The sequence below is a fragment of the Streptomyces sp. NBC_01481 genome (assembly GCF_026339995.1).
Taxonomy (GTDB): domain Bacteria; phylum Actinomycetota; class Actinomycetes; order Streptomycetales; family Streptomycetaceae; genus Streptomyces.
The window spans coordinates 18974-32910 of record NZ_JAPEPT010000007.1; the positions used below are offsets into that span (position 1 = coordinate 18974).

The following is a 13937-nucleotide window of genomic DNA, read 5'->3' on the forward strand; positions in this document are numbered from 1 at the left end:
GCCGGCCGTACGGATGGGGATTTACGGCCCCGGAACAGCACGGGTACGGCAGGCGCACAGTCTCGGGACGGCTGGGGGTGGGTAACGGCCGGTAACGCCCCCGGCAGTCCCGGCGTCTTGGACTCTTCGCACGGACTCTTGGACGTTCACCGCTGCGCCCTCCATGGGACTTCCTCAAGTCATCCGGCTTCATTACGTTCCGGGCGGTAACAGCGGAATCGGGAGGATCACTTGACCACGGACATGTCACGGCGGCGTCTGCTCGCACTCGGCGGAGGCACGCTCGGCGCCGCGGCGGCCGGGTCGCTGCTGCCCCCGTCCCTCCAGGCAGCGCTGGCCGCCGAGCCCGCGCCCGGCGGGCTGCACGCGGTCAAGCACGTGGTGATCCTCATGCAGGAGAACCGGTCCTTCGACCACTACTTCGGCACCCTGCGCGGCGTGCGCGGCTTCGGTGACCGCAACGCCGTCGAACTCCCCTCCGGCAGGCCCGTCTTCGAGCAGCCCGGCCCGCTCGGCAGCAGCGTGCTGCCCTTCCCCGTCCGGGGCGCCGCCGAGACGCAGAAGAAGGACCTCCAGTACATCGGCGCCCTCGACCACTCCTGGAACGGCGGCGCCAAGGCCTGGGCCGACGGCTGGATGAACAACTGGGTCTCCGCCAAGTCGGCCGCCACGATGGCCTATTACGACCGCCGGGACATTCCGCTGCACTACGAGCTCGCGGACACCTTCACCATCTGCGACGCCTACCACTCCTCGATCCATACGTCGACGAGCCCGAACCGCAACCACCTGTGGAGCGGGAAGACCGGCTTCGAGGCCGACGGCAAGCGCGCCGTCGACAACGATGCCTACGACGAGGGCACGCATCCCGGCTACGACTGGTGCACCTACGCCGAGCGGCTGGAGAAGGCCGGGCGGAGCTGGAAGACGTACTCCGAGTGGGAGAACTTCACCGACAACCAGATCGAGTTCTTCACCACCTTCAAAGCGATCGCCCGCAAGGCGCTCGTCAAAACCGGCGGCCACACCTTCATGGAGTCGTTCTACGCGGCCGTCCGTGACACGCAGGACACCGCCGAGCGCGATCGGCTGCTGGGTCTGCTGGAGGAAGGGGTCGCGGGCCTCACCCCCGCCGAGCGACGGCTCTTCGAGCGCGGGCTGCGCCGTGTGCCCACCGGCACGCTCGCCGAGGAGTTCGCCAAGGACGTCGCGGCGGGGACCCTGCCGGCCGTCTCCTATCTGGTGCCGTCCGCTGTCGACTCCGAGCACCCCAGCGTCTCCTCGCCCATCCACAGCGCGACGATTGTCTACAAGGTGCTCGACGCCCTCGGCTCGCACCCCGACGTCTGGCGGCACACCGTCGTCCTGATCAACTACGACGAGAACGACGGCTTCTTCGACCATGTCCCGCCGCCGGTCGCGCCGCCCGAGGTCACCGACGAGCAGTGGAACGGCAAGCCCACCGGGCTGGGCGTGCGGGTGCCGATGCTGGTCGTCTCGCCCTGGTCGGTCGGCGGCTACGTCTGCTCCGAGGTCTTCGACCACACCTCGGTGATCCGGCTGCTGGAGAAGTGGACCGGCATCGAGGAGCCCAACATCAGCCCCTGGCGGCGCGCCGTCACCGGAGATCTGACCTCCGCCTTAGACTTCCGGCGCGGCAGGCCGCAGCCCGATGTGGACCAGCCCGGCGCGATCCCGCCGTTCACCGGCCGCTGGCGGCCCGTGCCGCCGCTGGTGCAGCACATGCCCGTCCAGGAGGAGGGGACACGGCCCGCGCGGCCGCTGCCGTACCAGCCCGACGCGCACGGCAGGATCACCGGCGGTGGCAGGACCTTCACGGTCTTCCTCGGCAACAGCGGCGGGGGGAGCGCGCACTTCGCGCTCTATCCGTACGCCGGTGAGTTCCCCATGCCCCAGCACAAGGACGTAAGGGGCAAGGCGCAATGGTCGGTGCCCCTTACCAAGGACGCCTACCGCTTCACGATCACCGGGCCGAACGGCTTCCGCCGTGAGTTCGCGGGCAGCGTGGGCGGCGCGGCCGAAGTGTCCTCGTCCATCGACCACCACGACCGCGATCTCCACCTCACCCTGCGCAACGACGGCAGCAAGCCGGTCACCTTCACCATCCGGCCGCTGGCCTACGTCGACGAGGCGGACCTCGAGGACTGGACCCGCACGGTCACGGTCAAGCCGGGGCGCAGCCGCAGCGTCGTCCACTCGGCGGCCGACGCGCACGGCTGGTACGACATCGAGGTGACCGCCGACCGCGAATCCGGCTTCCGTCGCCGTTTGATGGGTCACATAGAGAACGGGCGAGCGAGCGTCTCGGGCTGAACGCAGAGCCTGCGTAACCGCAGGTGAAAAGGGGGTCCGGGAGCTGAATCCGGGCCCCCTGGAGCTGCTGTGAGGAAGGCCACGAAAGGGGCAAAGGATCAGGTTCTGCTGCAAGAGTGTCCCTTCGTAGGTTTCGTTGGTCATGAGTTCTTTGCGGGCTGTTCCCGATCAAAGATCCACGAACCACCCAGGGAGCAGTCCGTTGGCAGCAATCGCACGGTGGTGCATCACGCACCGACTCGTAGCAGTAGTGCTCTGGCTGCTGGCTTTCGTCGGCGTCGCAGTCGCCGCGGGCGTCGCGGGCACCGCTTACTCCAACGACTACGAAGTCCCGGGCACCGAGTCCGGCCGTGCCACCGCCCTCCTGCAGGAGGGCTTCCACGGCCAGGGCGGCGACAGCGACGCCATCGTCTGGCACACGGACACCGGAAGCGTCCGCGCCGCGGGCGTCCAGCAGCCCGTCTCCCAGATGCTCGACAAGGTCGCGGGGCTCGACGGGGTCGCCTCCGTCACCAGCCCGTACGGCAACGAGGGCATCGGCCAGACCAGCGCGGACGGGCACACCGCCTTCGCCACCGTCACCTTCGACCAGCAGGCCGACGCCATCCCCGAGGCGCAGGCCGAGGCGGTCGTCGCCACCGCGAAGGCGGCCGAGACCGGCGGGCTCCAGGTCGAGCTCGGCGGCAGCGCCATCGCGCTCACCGAAGCGTCCACGGCCCATGTGGCCGAGATCGTCGGCGTGGTCGTCGCCGCCGTCGTCCTCTTCCTCGCCTTCGGCTCGCTCGCCGCCAGCCTGCTCCCCATAGCCACCGCGCTCGTCTCGGTCGGCACCGCCTATGCGGGCACCGTGCTGCTCGGGCATGTGATGAGCGTCGCCGACTTCGCCCCGATGCTCGGCATGCTCATCGGGCTCGGCGTCGGCATCGACTACGCGCTGTTCATCGTGACCAGACACCGCAAGGGACTGCGGCGCGGACTGCCGGTGGCCGAAGCGGCCCGGGAGGCGGTACGCACCACCGGCCGTGCCGTCGTCTTCGCGGGCGCCACCGTCTGTATCGCCCTGCTCGGCATGCTCATCCTGCAGCTCAGCTTCCTCAACGGCGTCGCGATCGCTGCCTGTCTGACCGTCGTCCTCACCGTGGCGGCCTCGGTGACGCTGCTGCCCGCACTGCTGTCGTTCATCGGTATGCGGGCCCTCAGCAGGCGCGAACGGCGCCGGCTCGCCGAACACGGCCCGCAGCCCGAGCTGCCGACCGGCTTCGCCGCCCGCTGGTCCGCCTTCGTCGAACGCCATCCGAAACTGCTCGGAGCCGTCGCCGCGGTGGTCATGCTGGTGCTTGCCCTGCCGACGTTCTCGCTCCACCTCGGCACCTCCGACCAGGGCAACGGCGCCGCCACCTCCACCACCCGCCAGGCCTACGACCAGCTCGCCGAAGGCTTCGGCCCCGGCGTCAACGGCCCCCTCACCTTGGTCGCGCATCTCGACGGCGCCGACGACCGGCTGGCGATGGACAAGCTGCCCGACGCCCTGCGAGGCGCCAAGGGCATCGAGTCCGTCGGTCCGGTGACGTACAACGGCAGCGGCGACACGGCGGTGCTCACCGCCGTACCGGACTCGGCGCCCCAGTCGAAGGCGACCAGCGAGCTCGTCGACCGGCTGCGCGACGACGTCCTGCCCACCGCGACGGACGGCACATCGCTGCAGGTCCACGTCGGCGGGGTGACGGCGAGCTACGACGACTTCGCCGAGATCATCATCGGCAAGCTCCCTCTCTTCGTCGGTGTCGTCATCGCCCTCGGCTGTCTGCTCCTGCTGCTGGCCTTCCGCTCGATCGGTATCCCGCTCAAGGCCGCCCTGATGAATGTGGCCGCCGTCGCCTCCTCCTTCGGGATCGTCGTCGCGATCTTCCAGTGGGGCTGGGGCAGCGAGCTGCTCGGGCTCGGACGGGCCGGCCCGATCGAGCCCTTCCTGCCGGTGATCATGGTCTCGGTGCTCTTCGGGCTCTCGATGGACTACCAGGTCTTCCTGGTGAGCCGGATGTACGAGGAGTGGCTGGAGACCGGCGACAACCGCCGGGCGGTTCGGGTCGGCCTCGCCGAGACCAGCCGGGTGATCAACTCCGCGGCCGTGATCATGATTTCGGTCTTCCTCGCCTTCGTGCTCAGCGGCGAGCGGGTCATAGCGATGTTCGGCATAGCGCTCGCGGCGGCGGTCGCGCTGGACGCCTTCGTGCTGCGTACGCTCCTGGTGCCCGCCCTGATGCACATGCTGGGCGGCGCGAACTGGTGGCTGCCACGCTGGCTCGACCGCAGGCTGCCCCGCATCAGCATCGAACCGCCCGAGTGCCGCGTCCATGCGAAGATCCCTGGGCAGCGCGCGAGCGAGGAATCCCAGCTCGTGCCGTAGGGCGTCAACGGGCCGGAGGAAAACGATGTTCGCGATATCCCTGGGCGACGACGGAGCGGAACTGCGCCCCCTGGAGCCGTGGCGGGCCGAGGAGTTCCTGGCCCACATCGACCGCGGACGGGAATTCATCGGCCAGTACATCGGCCTTGCGGCCGCCGCGACCGACATCGAATCGGCGCGCGGCTTCCTCCAGTCGCACGCTGAGAAGCAGGCCGCCGACGGCGGCCGGATCTACGGGATCTGGCTGGACGGGACCCTCGTCGGCGGGGTCCTCTTCCGGGTCTTCGACACCGCCCTGGAGTACTGCGAGGTCGGCTGCTGGCTGGAGCCCTCAGGGGCGGGCCGCGGTCTGGTCACCCGTGCCGTACGCGTGTTGATCGACTGGGCGGTACTGGAGCGGGGGATGCACCGCGTCGAGTGGATGGCCGCGGCCGGGAACACGGCGAGCCTCAAGGTGGCGCAGCGGCTGGGGATGACGCGCGACGGGGTGCTGCGGGAGGCCTATCCGTACCGGGGCGTACGGCACGACATGGAGGTCTGGTCCGTGCTGGCGCCCCAGTGGCGGGAGCTGCGGGCGGCCGACGCGGCCTCCCCTCGATAGAGCGCCTCTCGTCGTTGAGGGGACTCGTTAAGGGGACTCTCAGACAGGCCGCCTAGCGTGCGGCGCATGAACTCCACCGAGACCAAAAAGACCACCGAACCGACCGAGGCGACCACCTCGACCGTGGTGAAGGACGAGGGCGACGGCGCGGCCGCCGAGCCGGTCGGGACCGACGCCGACGCCACGTCCGAGGCCCAGGCCCTCGACGACGAGACGGAGGGCGCCGAGACCGAGGACGCCGAGGACACTCCGCGTGCTTCGTCCGGCATCGCAGCCGCCGCCGCGGCCGTGGTGGCCGCCGGTCTCGGCGTCGTCGCGCTCAGCGGCACCTGGGTCGGGAAGGTCGCCGCCGAGCGCCAGACCCTGATCGGCCAGATCAAGACCTCGCAGGGCGGCACCCCCGCCCAGCAGATCGCCGCGGTCTATGGCGACGCCTGGCACACCACCGCCCTGGTCAACGGCGTCTTCGCGCTGCTCGCCCTGATCGTCGGCGTGGCCGTGCTGGCCGTGCCGCAGAAGGCTGGCTGGGTACGTGCGTTCGCCGTGGCCGGAGTGGCACTGGGCGTCCTGGGGATGATCGTCTCCGCCGGGATGTACTTCGATCTCCTCCTGTCACTGCCCACCACCGGCTCCTAGGTCGTGTCTTCAAAGTCCCGTCTGCCCGGCGACGCCTGGCACGCACGCTCGCCGCGTTGTCGTCAGTCGCCGATGCTCCGCATGGACTCCTTCCTCCGCCTTGCGATCGCACGCACCAGACGCCGCCGGGCCCGCCCTTCGGGCGGACGACGCTACTTTGAAGACACTCCCTAGGTGTATTGGCCTGCAGGGTTGTTTACGCGGCTGATGGGTGGCTTGCCTTCGAGTGCGGTGTGGCAGCGGTGGTGGTTGTAGGTGTGGAGGAAGTCTGCCAGGGCTGCGGTCCGTTCGGTGTTGCTGGTGTAGGGCCGCAGGTAGGCCCATTCGTCGAGCAGGGTGCGGTTGAAGCGTTCGACCTTGCCATTGGTCTGCGGCCGGTAGGGCCGGATGCGCTTGTGCGCGATCCCTGCTGCGGACAGGGTGTCCCGCCAGAGAAACGACTTGTAGCAGGAGCCGTTGTCGGTCAGCACCCGTTCGACGGTGATGCCGTGGCCGGTGAAGAAGGCGTGGGCCCGCTGCCAGAAGGCCACGGCGGTCTCCTTGCGCTCGTCGGCCAGGACCTCGCTGTAGGCGAGGCGGGAGTGGTCGTCGACGGCGGAGTGGATGTAGCTGTAGCCGATCACCGGCTTGCAGCTCTTGCGCTGGTCGGTGGCGGCCTGCCGGTTGCGGTCGCCGGCTGCCCTGCCGACCGTGCGCCACCCTCCGCCGTCGGGGATGTTGCCGAGCTTCTTGATGTCGACATGGACCAGCTCACCCGGCCGGGCCCGCTCGTAGCGGCGGATCGGCTCGCCGGTCGGCCGGTCCAGCCAGGCCAGCCGGTGCAAGCCGTGCCGGGTCAGGATGCGGTGCACGGTAGAGGCGGGTAGCCCGATGATGGGGCCGATGCGGGCCGGGCCCAGCTTGCGGGCCTGCCGCAGCTCACAGACACGGGCCTCCACCTCGGGCGCTGTGCGGTGCGGGGTCGTATGCGGCCGGCTGGAGCGGTCGTGCAGACCCGCCTCGCCCTCCGTCCGCCACCGACGCATCCACTTGTGAGCGGTCGGCCGCGAGACACCCATCTCGGCCGCCACATGAGCAACCGGACTGCCAGCCAGGACACGTTCGACCAGCAGCCGCCTCCCGAAGACAGTCAGCCGGGCATTACGGTGGGACACGAAGACCTCCGTGCGTGGTGTGGAGCCTAGACACCTCCACCACACCGGAGGTCTTCGCCATGATCAAGACCCACCACTGTTAACAACGCTCGTGATCAATACACCTAGGGAGCCCCGAAAACTCGTTGGTGCCTCCTTCCGCGCGGTGCTGCAATGAGCGGATGGATCACGCCGACGTGCTCACCCTGTTCGACCGCCGGATGCGACAACACGCAGACGGGGGCGAACGGATCGGCGACGTGGTCCGGCAGGTCGGCGCCGAGGGCGACTGGAACGGCATCGTCTGGTCCGGCCTGGACCCGGCCACGGCCGACGCGGCGATCGCCCGGCAGGTGCGGTACTTCACCGCCCTGGGGCGTGACTTCGAGTGGAAGCTGTACGGGTACGACCAGCCGGACGACCTGGGCACCCGGCTGCGGGCCGCGGGCTTCACGCCCGAGCCCGAGGAGACGGTGATGGTCGCCGAGATCGCCGATCTGCCCACCGGCGTCCAACTCCCGGACGGCATCCGGCTGGAGGCGGTCACCGACGCGGCGGGCGTGGAACTGCTGGTGGACGTGCACGAGCAGGCCTTCGGTACCAGCGGCGCCCGGCTGCGTGAGCAGCTCCTCACCCAGCTTGCGCAGACCCCGGACACCGTCCTCATGACCGTCGCGATGGCCGCTGACCGTCCGGTCTGCGGGGCCCGCATGGAGCTCCACCCGGGCACCGGTTTCGCCAGTCTGTGGGGCGGCGGCACCGTGGCCGCCTGGCGGGGCCGCGGCATCTACCGGGCACTGATCGCCCACCGGGCCCGTATCGCCGCCGCGAACGGCTACCGCTTCCTTCAGGTCGACGCCTCCGACCAGAGCCGTCCCATCCTGCAGCGGCTCGGCTTCGCCGCGCTGAGCACCACCACTCCGTACGTCTACGAGACGTCGACGAGCAGTGGCCCGAAGCCCTGAGGCCCCCGCCGGCAGGGGCCTTAGGCCGCGGACTTGCCTACCTGGGCACGTCTAAGGACCCCGCCGCCGCCGAGATGCGGAACCTTCCCGATGTGGCGGACCCCCCTGGGAGACGAAAGTTGAGGCATCGCAAGACGCCGAGACAACTCGCAACCAGGGAGTACGACATGTTCGAGTACGAGATGCAGGAGCTCCGGCTGGCCGATCTGCTGCGTGAGGCCGAGACCGCGCGCCTCGTCCGGCAGGTGCGCAAGGCCCGCCGCGCCGCCAGACGGTCCGCCAAGGACACGGGGGAGGGCCGGGTGAGTCACGACAGCACCCGCTACGAGCGCGCCGCGTGATGAGGCGTGGCCGCGCGTGATGACGGTCGTCCCGATCAACGGTGCCGCGTTGTCAGAGGGCTGTGCGATGCTCGGCAGCGTGGAGACCAGGTCCGTCAGCCCCGTGTTCGTAGGCCGTGCCGGTGAATTGACCGTGCTCGGCGACGCGCTCACCCGCGCCGCCACGGGTTCCGCGGGCGAGCCGCAGGCGCTGCTCATCGGTGGTGAGGCCGGGGTCGGCAAGACCCGGCTCGTCGAGGAGCTGCTCACCGAGGCGTGCCGGCGCCAGGCCGTCGTCGCGGTCGGGGGATGTGTCGAGATCGGCGCGGACGGGCTTCCGTTCGCGCCGTTCTCGACCGCCCTGCGCGCGCTCCACCGTCAGCTGCCCAAGGAGCTGGCGGCGGCCGCGGCCGGGCAGGAGGACGAGCTGGCGCGGCTGCTGCCCGAGCTGGGGGAAGCGCCGGCGGCCCACATCCGGCACGACGAAGAGAGCACGGCCCGCCTCTTCGAGCTCACCGCGCGTCTCCTCGAGCGCGTCGCCGCCGACCGCACGGTCGTCCTCGTCCTGGAGGACATGCACTGGGCCGACGCCTCCACCCGCCACCTGCTCGCGTATCTCTTCCGTACGCTGCGCCGCGGCAGGCTCGTCGTGATCGCGACCTATCGCTCCGACGACGTCCACCGGCGCCATCCGCTGCGGCCCTTCCTTGCCGAGCTCGACCGGATGCGCACCGTGCAGCGCGTAGAGCTGACCCGCTTCAACCGCGGCGAGGTGCACCGCCAGATGGCCGGAATCCTGGCCACCGAGCCCGAACCGGCCCTGGTGGACCGGGTCTTCGAGCGCTCGGACGGCAATGCTTTCTTCGTCGAGGAGCTCGCCTGCAGCATCGTCGAGGACTGCCTCACGGGCCTGTCGGACTCCCTGCGCGACATCCTTCTTGTACGCGTCGAGGCACTGCCGGAGGACGCCCAGCGGATCGCACGGATCGTCGCCGAGGGCGGCTCGACCGTGGAGTACGGTCTGCTGCTCGCCGTGGCCCGGATGGGCGAGGACGACCTCATCGAGGCGCTGCGGGCCGCGGTTGGCGCGAACATCCTGCAGGCCACGCCCGACGGGGACGGCTACCGCTTCCGGCACTCCCTCGCGCGCGAGGCCGTCAGCGACGACCTGCTGCCCGGCGAGCGCTCCCGGCTCAACCTGCGGTACGCGCAGGCGCTGGAGGCCAATCCCTCCCTCGTACGGGACGCGGAGCGGGCCACGCGGCTCGCCAGCTACTGGTACCAGGCACACGACCCCGCCAAGGCCCTTCCGGCCGTGCTCAGCGCCTCGGTCGAGGCCAGGCGGCGGCATGCCTACGCCGAGCAACTCAGCCTGCTGGGGCGGGCGATGGAACTGTGGGACACCGCTCCGGACGAGGTGCGGGCGGCGCTGCGGCCCGTGGACTACGCCGAGGCGTACCCTCCCTGCGGCTGCGACCCCGCCACCACACCGCTGCGCTTCCTCGACCTGATGGCCGAGGCGTCCGTCGCGGGCCGGCTCAGCGGTGAACGCGAACGCGCGCTGAAGATCGCCAAGCGGGGCCAGCGGCTGGCGGAGGCGGAGGACGATCCGCTGCGCACCGCCTGGTTCACCCTCCAGCGCTCCCTGCTGGCCTCCGCACTCGGCCGCGGCGACGGTTGGGCGGAGCTCGCCGAAGCGCAGGAACTGGTGCGCGGACTGCCGCCGTCGGCAGTCCACGCGCAGGTGCTCGCGGAGGCGGCGGGCTGGGGCATGGTGCACGATCCCGGGCCTGGGAGCCTGGCGACGGCCGAGCGCGCGGTGCAATACGCGCGCATGGTCGGCGAGGAGGACAACGAACTGCGCGCCCGGCTCATCCTCGGCAGCCTCATGGTCGACGCGGGCCAGGTCGAGGCCGGGCTCGCGGAGATGTACGCGGTCAAGGAGCGGGTCGTCGCCCTCGGCACGGCCTCACTGGTGGGGCGCACCCATGTGAATCTGCCGTCTGTGCTGGAGGGCATCGGCCGCTCGCGGGCGTCCGTGGAAGTCCTCAGCGAAGGGGTCGAACTCTCCCGTAAGTATGGCCTGTTGGACACCGAGGCCTGGGTCCTGAACAACCTGGCCGAATCGTATTTCTCACTGGGGCGCTGGACCGATACGGCCGAGGTGGCGGGCCGGGCGGCGCGGATCGCGCTGAGCCCCAAGCCGCGGGGATTCGCCGCGTTCAAGTGTGCCGCTCTGGCCCTGGAGCGGGGCGACGCGGCGAAGGCGGACGAGTATGTTCAGGCGGCGCGCGAGCACTTCGGGCCGCACGACCCGATGCCGCAGAGCTCGATACCGATGCACACGCTGGCACTGAGCATTGCCGCCGCGCAGGGGCGTGTGCTGGACGCCCGGGCGGAGTTCGAGCGGGCCGCGACGGCGGGCTTCCCGCCGGGCACCCAGCGGTACGGCTGGCCGCTGCTGCGGGCCGCGGCCGCGCTGGAGGCGGACACCCGCGGGCTGCCCGCGGCGGAGCCCGGCCGCGCCGAGGCGCTCGACCGGATCCGCAAGGCGGCCAGGTCCATGGCCACCGCGGTGCCCGTCTGGATGGCTCACGAGCGCTGGACCCGGGCCGAACTGCTGCGCGCCGGTGGCGAGGACACGGCCCTCGACTGGGCCGAGGCCGCGACGGCCTTCGAGGCGCTGGAGCGGCCGTACGACCTGGCGAGGGTCCGCCACCGCTGGGCGGAAGCCCTGCTCCAGTCCCACCGGGCACAGGCCACGGATCTGCTCCGGCAGGCCGCGGCGACGGCCCGCGAGCTGGGGGCGCGGCCGCTGTCCGAGGACATCGCGCTGCTCGCGCAACGGGCCCGCGTCTCCCTGACGGACGAGCCGTCCCCGCCGACTCCGGCCGCGCTGCCCCCAGGGTCGGCGCTGGGGCTGACCCGCCGCGAGGAGGACGTTCTGCGGCTGGTCGCGGCGGGCCGCAGCAACCGTCAGATCGCCGAGGAGCTGTTCATCTCGCCCAAGACGGCGAGTGTCCATGTCTCCAACATTCTGGCGAAACTGGGCGTCTCGGGCCGCGGCGAGGCGGCGGCGCTGGCGCACCGGCTGCGGCTGTTCCCGCCTCCGGACGTGGGGGGCGTGGCGGCGTCGGCGTGACGCGCGGAGGCGCCTGCTTGGGGGGCCCGACCCCGTATGCGCATGTCCTCAAACGCCGGACGGGCCCTACTTCACCTCCAGCTGGAGGATCTTGTCGTCGCCCGGCTCGGGTGTGCCCCGGTTGTCCGTCTCGCTCGTCACGAGCCAGAGCTTCGCGCCACCCACCGAGACGACCGTGCGCAGTCGGCCGTACGTCCCCTGCAGGAACGACTGGGGCTGCGCCGACGGCTTCGTGCCCGCCAGCGGGATGCGCCAGAGCCGCTCGCCCCTCAGCGAGGCCATCCAGATCGAGCCCTCGGCGTACGCGATGCCGCTCGGCGACGCGTCCGCCGTCCGCCACTGGGCCACGGGGTCCACGAAGCCGGGCTTGCTGCCCTTGCCCTCCACCTCCGGCCAGCCGTAGTTCTTTCCCGGCTCGATCAGATTGAGCTCGTCCCAGGTGTTCTGGCCGAACTCCGCCGCCCACAGCCGCTTGTCGGAGTCCCAGGCGAGCCCCTGCACGTTGCGGTGGCCCCAGGAGTAGACGATGGAGTCGGCCTCGGGATTGCCGTGGACCGGCCGACCGTCCGGGGTCATCCGAAGGATCTTGCCGCCCAGCGACTTCCTGTCCTGGGCGAGCGACATGTCACCCGTCTCGCCCGTGCCCGCGTAGAGCATCTTGTCCGGGCCGAACGCGATCCGCCCGCCGTTGTGGATGCTGCCCTTGGGGATGCCCCTCAAGATCGTGTCCGGCGCGCCCAGTTGCTGACCGGCCGGTTTTTGTTCGTCGTACAGCATGCGCGCGATGCGGTTGTCCGACTCGGTGGTGAAGTACGCGTACACCTGGTGGTCGGAGGCGAACGACGGGGAGACGGCCAGGCCCAGCAGCCCGCCCTCACCGCCCGGCGAGACTCCCGGCACAGAGCCGATCTGAGTCTGTTTGCCGCTCTCCGAGTCGACCCGGGTGATCGTCCCCTCGTCGCGAGAGGCGACCAGCAGATCGCCGTCGGCCAGCGGGGCAACGCCCCATGGAGACTTCAGGCCCTGGGTCAGTGTGGAAACCACCTTCACCGAGCCCTTCGCGGGCGGGCTCGTGGGGCTCGGCGAGCCGCCCGCGCCGGACGAGGGGGCAGCCGGTGCCGATGCCGCCCCCGTCCGGCCCGCCGGTGCCTTGTCGTCACCGGACGAGCACCCGGCCGCGAGCAGAAGCGCGGCAGCGGCCAACACGGCGGTCACAGCAGGACGTTGCACAGGTCTGATCCCTTCGACGGCTGTCGGCTGCCTGACTACTGTTCTTACACCGCAGCCGCCTCATAGGTTCCCGATCACCGGAACATTGCGTTGCACTCAGTCCCAGGATCCCCTCGCCCGTGGCAGTCCCGCCATCTCAGCCACATCCCGCCCGGTGAGCTCCAGCCCCGCCGCACCCGCGTTCTCCATGGCCCACTCCTCCCGTTTCGCCCCCGGCACGGCCACCACATGCCGTCCCTGTGCCAGCACCCACGCCAGCGCCACCCGTGCCGGAGTCGTGCCCCCGCCGTGCCGCTCCGCGATCCGCCGCAGCCCCGCCACGACCGGCTGGTTCGCCGCCATCATCTCGGCCGTGAACCGCGGGTGCCGCGCCCGCACGTCGTCCGGCTCGAAGCCATGGCCGGGAGTGAGCGTCCCGGTCAGGAAGCCGTTGCCCAGCGGCATCGCCGCCACAAAGCCGACCCCCCGCGCCTCGCACCACGGCAGCAGCCGCTCCAGCGCCTCGGGCGACCACACCGAGAGCTCCGCCTGTACCGCGCTCACCGGGAACACCTGTTGCACCCGCTCCAGCTGGCGGATCGTTCCGTCGTACAGGTCCGCCCGGCCGCGCCGCGAGGCGCGCGCTCCCACCGCGCACAGCCCCAGCGCCCGTACCTTCCCCGCGCTCACCAGCTCCGCCATCGCGCCCCAGGTCTCCTCGACCGGAATCTCCGGATCCGCCCGGTGGAGCTGATAGAGGTCGATCACATCCGTCTGGAGCCGTCGCAGCGAGGCGTCACAAGCCCGCCTCACATACCCCGGCCGCCCGTTGGCGACCACATGCTGATCGCCGACGAGCAGCCCGACCTTCGTCGACACGAACGCGTCCCGTCGCCGCTCCTTGAGCACGCGGCCGATCAGCAGCTCATTGGTGAAAGGCCCGTACATGTCGGCCGTGTCCAGCAGGCTGGAGCCGGCGTCGAGTGCGGCGTGCACCGTACGCAGCGAGCGGTCCCCGCGCTGTTGCGAGCCGGTGTACGCCCAGCTCATCGGCATACAGCCGAGCCCGATCGCACCCACTTCGAGCGCCGCCGCACCGATTGTCCTGCGCTCCACCTGCCCGTACCCCTCCTCAGGCCCGTCCGGCCGACCAAACTAACCAATGCGGAGCGCGGCCCTTCGCATAGCCT

Annotated in this window: 10 protein-coding genes; 7 read left to right on the forward strand and 3 right to left on the reverse strand. The window is 70.7% G+C overall.

Features of this window, described 5'->3' with window-relative positions:
- The first annotated feature begins 231 nt into the window (after positions 1-231).
- From OOK40_RS32015 to OOK40_RS32030, 4 genes are all read left to right on the forward strand, one after another.
- Complete coding sequence (locus OOK40_RS32015; protein ID WP_266488606.1) at positions 232-2334, forward strand: phosphocholine-specific phospholipase C; 2103 nt, start codon at positions 232-234, stop codon at positions 2332-2334.
- A gap of 202 nt (positions 2335-2536) precedes the next feature.
- Positions 2537-4741 (forward strand): MMPL family transporter, encoded by a 2205-nt coding sequence (locus OOK40_RS32020; protein WP_266488609.1) that lies wholly within the window; start codon positions 2537-2539, stop codon positions 4739-4741.
- Between the two features lie 25 nt (positions 4742-4766).
- Positions 4767-5342, forward strand: a complete 576-nt coding sequence (locus OOK40_RS32025; protein WP_266488611.1) for a GNAT family N-acetyltransferase — start codon at positions 4767-4769, stop codon at positions 5340-5342.
- 66 nt (positions 5343-5408) lie between these two features.
- On the forward strand, positions 5409-5978 hold the full coding sequence (locus OOK40_RS32030) for a hypothetical protein (protein WP_266488613.1): 570 nt from the start codon (positions 5409-5411) through the stop codon (positions 5976-5978).
- 170 nt (positions 5979-6148) lie between these two features.
- Here OOK40_RS32030 and OOK40_RS32035 read toward each other — a convergent pair whose 3' ends face one another.
- Positions 6149-7132, reverse strand: a complete 984-nt coding sequence (locus tag OOK40_RS32035; RefSeq protein WP_266486907.1) for an IS481 family transposase — start codon at positions 7130-7132, stop codon at positions 6149-6151.
- Between the two features lie 161 nt (positions 7133-7293).
- Between OOK40_RS32035 and OOK40_RS32040 the strand changes: the two genes are divergently transcribed.
- The 3 genes from OOK40_RS32040 (at position 7294) to OOK40_RS32050 (ending at position 11538) form a co-directional block, all read left to right on the forward strand.
- The gene (locus OOK40_RS32040; protein ID WP_266488614.1) at positions 7294-8076 is read left to right on the forward strand and encodes a GNAT family N-acetyltransferase; all 783 of its coding nucleotides are present in this window, start codon (positions 7294-7296) and stop codon (positions 8074-8076) included.
- Positions 8077-8243: 167 nt separating this feature from the next.
- On the forward strand, positions 8244-8417 hold the full coding sequence (locus OOK40_RS32045; protein ID WP_266488615.1) for a hypothetical protein: 174 nt from the start codon (positions 8244-8246) through the stop codon (positions 8415-8417).
- Between the two features lie 67 nt (positions 8418-8484).
- A complete protein-coding gene (locus OOK40_RS32050; protein ID WP_266489275.1) occupies positions 8485-11538 on the forward strand; it encodes a helix-turn-helix transcriptional regulator in 3054 nt (1017 codons plus the stop codon).
- 66 nt (positions 11539-11604) lie between these two features.
- Here the strand turns inward: OOK40_RS32050 and OOK40_RS32055 are convergent, their stop codons facing one another.
- Both OOK40_RS32055 and OOK40_RS32060 read right to left on the reverse strand, forming a co-directional pair.
- Positions 11605-12753 carry a sorbosone dehydrogenase family protein gene (locus tag OOK40_RS32055; protein ID WP_266488616.1) on the reverse strand — a complete coding sequence of 383 codons (1149 nt, stop codon included), beginning with the start codon at positions 12751-12753 and terminating at the stop codon, positions 11605-11607.
- 111 nt (positions 12754-12864) lie between these two features.
- Complete coding sequence (locus tag OOK40_RS32060) at positions 12865-13863, reverse strand: aldo/keto reductase (RefSeq protein WP_266488617.1); 999 nt, start codon at positions 13861-13863, stop codon at positions 12865-12867.
- Between the last annotated feature and the right edge of the window lie 74 nt (positions 13864-13937).